This is a genomic window from Bacillus sp. Root131 (genome assembly GCF_001429475.1).
Taxonomy (GTDB): Bacteria; Bacillota; Bacilli; order Bacillales; family Bacillaceae_G; genus Bacillus_A; species Bacillus_A thuringiensis_S.
Map to the genome: position 1 here is coordinate 1 of NZ_LMJQ01000032.1, position 5742 is coordinate 5742.

Genomic DNA, 5742 nt, shown 5'->3' on the forward strand with positions numbered 1-5742 from the left:
ATGATGGCAGAGAGGTCACACCCGTTCCCATACCGAACACGGAAGTTAAGCTCTCTAGCGCCGATGGTAGTTGGGACCTTGTCCCTGTGAGAGTAGGACGTCGCCAAGCAACTTTAAGACAAGTCAGAATGACTTGTCTTTTTGTGTTTTATAAAAATAAGAATGGGTGGTAAATCTCAGTTTTTTATAATTTCACTTTATTGTTCACATCAACAAGTTCAAAACGCTCACAGACGAGTAACATATCTTCAGAGAAATTAAGACCAAGCTCATTTAGTTCCTTTGTAAAAAAACGAACATGGGTGTCTCTCCAGTAATTATAAGTACGATCTCCTTCGCCTTCAGCGATAGCGAATTCTTCGCTTACTTCATTCATTGGTGTTACAGTTACTTCTATTATCTTAATAATAGCTACAGGTTCATCATTACTATTAAGTATAATACTATAATCATTAGTGGTCGGTAGCGGTTCATTTTCTAATTCATAAAAAATGTGACCGGAGCATGTAGCAGTTTTAATACCGTCAATTACTAGTTGTGCAAGATAATTAGGGGAATCTCCAAATTGCCAAGCTATAACAGATTCTGGTTTTTTGTTGTTTCCCCAATAAGTATTCCAATATGTCTGTGCTAATTGATTCATTTTATCGTCACCTCACTCTAATTAAATTTAGTCGCTTTATAATTCCTAGGAAATTTATTTATTTACTTATTCTGTCTTTGTGCTCATTTGAAATTTGTATCAGTGTGTTGCAAATTAAAAAGATACTATGTGGAATGAATATGGTTTGTAAATATGTTCTGTATATATATGGAATCTTTAATTTTCCAATTGCATTTTATGATAAAGGATATAGTTACTTAAAGAACGTTCAGACTATTAATGGTAGCTTATTATCACTATGCCATATTGAAGTGAGTAGTACTAGAGTTGAAATAGATAAAAAACCGATATTCTAAAATTGAATATCAGTTTAATGATATGTGACTTATATGAATCTATAGTAATACGAAAAGCGTAAATAAGATAGCCAACAAAATACGATAGTATGCAAAAGGTTTTAAACCTATCTTCTCTAAAAGCTTTAGAAAAGTTACTACCGCTAGCATCGCTACGGTAAAAGAGGTAATGAATCCTACCGCAAACATAGGGATGTCATCGACACTTAAATACTCCCAGCTTTTTAGTAAGTCTAAGCCTGTAGCTCCAACCATTACAGGAAGAGCTATTAGAAAAGAGAACTCGGATGCGGTTTTATAATTTACTTTTGCTAATAGACCTCCAGAGATAGTAGAGCCAGCTCTAGAGAAGCCAGGGTATACTGCTAAGCACTGAAATAATCCAATTGTTAAAGCTTGACGGTATGTTAAATCGTCCAGTGAATAGGCGGTTGCCTCTTTCTTTTTTACTTCTGCAAAGATCATAAGAATTGCCCCTGCTACAAGTCCAATCACAACAGTGTATGGCTGAAATAAGTATGTTTTAATAATATCATGTAGTAGCAAACCAGCCACTACTGCCGGAAATACGCCAAGAAATACATGAAACGCGTTGAATTTTTTCTCTTTCCGTAGAAGAGGCTTAATATTACATAGAGAAACGAGACGTTTATGATATAAAATTGCAATAGCTAAAATTGCGCCTAGCTGAATAACAATTTCAAACGTTTTTGCTCTTTCTCCTTCAAAGTCTAATAAATGCCCGACTAATATAAGGTGGCCAGTAGAAGATATAGGTAAAAATTCAGCTAATCCTTCTACAATACCGAGTATGAAGGCAATAATGATATCGCTCATAGTTTCACTCCTATAAATTAATGAATGTCTACTTTTTTAAAATAGAATAGTGTTGCAATAAATCCGGAAATTGTTGTTACTGCAATGATGATATAAGAATACTCTGGTGGATATGTCGGTTGTAATTCATTATTTGCGATATCTAGAGTAGCGGTCCACGGAAATAAATCTTTATGCTTGGAGTTTACGAGCATAAGATTGGTCATTGTAATAATGACTGTTAATATAATGGGCGGTACATAGCTCTTCATGACAAGAGTTAGTAGTACAATAGGTGAAGACAATAGAAAGAGAAGTCCACCACATATTAAAAATTCTAGGAAAGAACTTAAAAGTAAAGCAATGTTAAAACCAGGGAAATTCCCCAATAGCCCTAATATTAAAGTAAGTGTCCAAGCGACTAAAGTTAGCATCATGATCCAAAGAAAGAGAATGATGAATTTACTTATAATAAAGCTAATGCGCGACACGGGGATAGTTAGTAAATTTTTTAGTGTATCTTCTGCATATTCGCGGGTAAGCAAATATGCAACCACTACTCCATATAAGGGGAATCCTATAACTAAAGTAGTATATAAGTTAACATCAGTGAATAATTGATGGAACCAAATAGTCGGAGTTGGCTCTTTTGTTTTTATATGTATATAAGAGGCTACTACAACTAAGAAAGGTGCGACACCAGCACCAATAATGCTAATTAAAAACATATTAGAGCGTTTTAATTTTAAGAGTTCTGTATAGAGTAGATTAACCAATTGTTCCACCTCCAACTAGCTTGGTGAAATAATCTTCTAGTCTATCTTCACTTATCATCATTTTTAATACTTCAATACCATTAAGAACTAATGTTCTATTTATGTATCCTTGTTGTCCAAAATGAGAGTAAATACGAATATTCCCTTCATCGTGTACTTCATAATCAAAAATTTGAAGATGATTTTCTAATAACATCACAGCTTTATTGTCATTATTCACTTGAAACTCTATGTACTTACGATTTGCTTTACGTAGCGTATCAAGAGAAACTTCTTCTAGTAACTTTCCTTCATGAATAATTCCGATACGATCGACTAACTGTTCTACCTCGGCTAATATGTGACTAGAAATGAGTATGGTTATATTTCTTTCTTGAGCTAAAGAATGAATAAGTTTTCGCATTTCTTTAATACCAATAGGGTCTAGTCCGTTAGTTGGTTCATCTAATATGAGTAGCTCGGGATAATGGAGAAGAGCGCGTGCAATTCCTAAGCGTTGCTTCATTCCTAAAGAATACTTTCCTACTAACTTTTTTGTCTCATGCTGCAAGCCTACTATTTCTAATGCTTCTTCGATAGCATTCTTTTTGTGAACCCCAATTATCTTTGCGTTAATTAATAGGTTTTCTTTTGCAGTTAAGTTTTCATAAAATCCTGGAACTTCAACTATAGAACCAATTCTGCTTAAAATATCTTTTTGATTTTGGAATAAGTTCTCTCCAAATATTTCAATCGTTCCACTTGTAGGCTTTATAAGACTAAGCAGCATACGAATGGTTGTTGTTTTACCAGCACCGTTGCGGCCTATGAAGCCATAAATCTCCCCTTGTTGAACATTAATATTTAAATTATCTACTGATTTTTGATTGCCATATACTTTAGTAAGGTTAGTCGTTTTTATAATTGTATTTATAGGAGACACCTGCTTTCTATAAGTTCTTACTTACATCATAAAAAGGAAGGCTTAACTGCATATTAATCATTTCTTAACTATTTCTTAAAAGTATTGTGTTTTGGAATAGAAAAGCCAAAAATAGTTCGTTTCCATGGAGTGCTTTCAACCCATATATGCCCACCATTTCTCTCAACGAGCGCTTTAGAAATAGAGAGCCCGAGACCACTACCACCAAACGAGGAGTTTCTTGATTGTTCGCTTCGGTACATTCGCTCAAACACATTTTGTAAATCATGCTTTGGAATACCAGGGCCTTTGTCCCAAATATGAAGTTCATATTCTCTATCGGTTTCTAGTAGTTCGACTCCTACTATTTTTCCATCCTTTCCGTAATAAATGGCATTTTTCATTAAATTACTCATAATCCGCATAAGGCTCAGATGGTCTGCGATAATAGGGCAAGTAGATTCTGGTATGAGAACTTGCAGTTCGATGTTATGTTTTGAGAGCTCAGGTAAAAATTCAATCAAAACTTCTCTAGTAACTTCAGAAAAGTCGAGTTCTTCTTCTTTTAGTGGAAATTCATTAGCGTCTAGCTTCGCCATATTGAATATTTCATCAACTAGGTGCTTTAAGTTATTTGATTTCATATAAAGTATTTTAAGGTATTCTTGTTTTTCTATTTCAGAAACAGCAACCCCATCTTTTAAAGCATCTATATATCCGATGATGGAGGTGAGTGGTGTTCGTATATCGTGGGAGATACTAGACAAAAGTTGTTTTCTGGATTCCTCGGATCTTTTGGCTTCAATCTGAACTTGCTCTAATTTAGCTATTAGCTCGTTTATTGAAAAAACGATATTATGTAATGAGTGGTCATTGCTTGTGAATAATCTCGTTTGTAAGTTTCCTTTTAGTACACGACTTAATTTAGTATCCATTGCCTTGCGATGTTGAATGAATTGTATTCTTGAAAAGAAGAGATAAATTGTAATTAAGATAAGGATTATAAATAAAGACATTTTTAATCTTGGTTCCATTTGTATGTTTAAAATCCCACAAATGATAAGTTGTAATGTAATAAGGGAGAGGGTTTTATCAGTCTTCAAGCTTTTCACCTACAAACTTATAACCAATTCCCCATATAGTCTGAATGAATTTTGGATTGGAAGGGTCGATTTCTATTTTCTTTCTAAGTTTTCGAATATGTACCATAACGGTATTGTCATCTTCTATATAATTATCGTCCCACACATTTTGGAAGAGCTGTGTTTTTGTAAATACTTGTCCTGGGTTTGAAGTAAAGAATTTTAATAGTTCCAGTTCTTTTCCGGTTAAGTTAATTTCTTCTTTATTTGTATGAACTGTGTATGTATTTAGATTGAAAGTTAGTCCTTTAAAAGATAAAGTTGTTTTTTGTTGAGCAGTATTGCTACTTCCAAGAACTAAAAAACGCCGCATAAGAGCTTTTACTCGTGCAATTACTTCGTGAATGCTGAAAGGTTTTGTAATGTAATCATCAGCACCAATGCTTAAGCCTAAAATTTTATCAATTTCGTGATCTTTAGCGGTGAGCATTAATATAGGTACGTTAGTTTTATATCTAAGCTTTTTACATACCTCGATTCCATCTATTTTGGGCATCATAAGATCTAATATAACGAGGTTATAGTTATTTTGATTAAATAAATGTAAGGCTTCTTCGCCGTTGATTGCAGTGTCTACCATATATAATTCTCGTTCTAAATATATTTTTAATAAATTTCGGATTTCTTTATCGTCGTCTGCTAAAAGGATACGTATATCTTTCATATTTTCACCTGCTTCTAATAGAGTTTTATTGATAGTACAACAACTCTCTAATTATATACTAGTATTTGTTAAAATAAGGTTGCTAGTTTTGTTGGAGGGAAACGTCCGCACGAGTTAAGTCTAGAGCTCAAATTAACTCGAATATGTTTGGAAGAATAAATTAAAGAGAAGCAGAAAGCGTGCTCCGATAATGAAATCCTATAGAGACATGTCTAGTTAAAAGAGCATAAAAATATTAACTTGAATATCTTTATAAAAAGATGTTGACGATTATACAAATGAAGTGTAATATAGAACAAGTCGCCGATGACAATAACGTCGAAAGCGACAAACGAAATAAAAAACTTAGTTGACATTAACTAACGAAGATGTTAACATAAGGAAGTCGCAAATGAGCGACCAAGTAGTTCTTTGAAAACTGAACGAAACAAACAACGTGAAACGTCAATTTTTATTTTTAGATGCTAGACAAACTAACTTTAT

General features: G+C 33.5%; 6 protein-coding genes and 1 rRNA gene. 1 reads left to right on the forward strand and 6 read right to left on the reverse strand.

What is annotated here, in order from left to right:
• Nucleotides 1–109, forward strand: a 5S ribosomal RNA gene (gene rrf / locus ASE54_RS26870); the annotation flags it as partial.
• A gap of 75 nt (nucleotides 110–184) precedes the next feature.
• Here the strand turns inward: rrf and ASE54_RS26875 are convergent.
• The 6 genes from ASE54_RS26875 to ASE54_RS26900 form a co-directional block, all read right to left on the reverse strand.
• Nucleotides 185–643, reverse strand: a complete 459-nt coding sequence (locus ASE54_RS26875) for an ASCH domain-containing protein (RefSeq protein ID WP_001072428.1) — start codon at nucleotides 641–643, stop codon at nucleotides 185–187.
• Nucleotides 644–999: 356 nt separating this feature from the next.
• Nucleotides 1000–1797: an undecaprenyl-diphosphate phosphatase UppP gene (uppP, locus tag ASE54_RS26880; protein WP_001279949.1), complete on the reverse strand. Its 798-nt coding sequence runs from the start codon at nucleotides 1795–1797 to the stop codon at nucleotides 1000–1002.
• Between the two features lie 17 nt (nucleotides 1798–1814).
• A complete protein-coding gene (locus tag ASE54_RS26885) occupies nucleotides 1815–2552 on the reverse strand; it encodes an ABC transporter permease (protein WP_000247703.1) in 738 nt (245 codons plus the stop codon).
• Nucleotides 2545–3474, reverse strand: a complete 930-nt coding sequence (locus tag ASE54_RS26890; protein ID WP_000074583.1) for an ABC transporter ATP-binding protein — start codon at nucleotides 3472–3474, stop codon at nucleotides 2545–2547. Before ASE54_RS26890 ends, ASE54_RS26885 begins: the two co-directional genes overlap by 8 nt.
• A 68-nt stretch (nucleotides 3475–3542) precedes the next feature.
• Nucleotides 3543–4556 (reverse strand): HAMP domain-containing sensor histidine kinase, encoded by a 1014-nt coding sequence (locus ASE54_RS26895; protein ID WP_000845349.1) that lies wholly within the window; start codon nucleotides 4554–4556, stop codon nucleotides 3543–3545.
• Nucleotides 4546–5259 (reverse strand): response regulator transcription factor, encoded by a 714-nt coding sequence (locus ASE54_RS26900; RefSeq protein WP_000652005.1) that lies wholly within the window; start codon nucleotides 5257–5259, stop codon nucleotides 4546–4548. The genes ASE54_RS26895 and ASE54_RS26900 overlap by 11 nt, the downstream gene beginning before the upstream one ends.
• Nucleotides 5260–5742 lie beyond the last annotated feature (483 nt).

Coding starts and splice junctions, on each gene's coding strand:
- ASE54_RS26875 (WP_001072428.1), bottom strand. CDS start 643: ATGAATCAATTAGCACAGACATATTGGAATACTTATTGGGGAAACAAC.
- uppP (WP_001279949.1), bottom strand. CDS start 1,797: ATGAGCGATATCATTATTGCCTTCATACTCGGTATTGTAGAAGGATTA.
- ASE54_RS26900 (WP_000652005.1), bottom strand. CDS start 5,259: ATGAAAGATATACGTATCCTTTTAGCAGACGACGATAAAGAAATCCGA.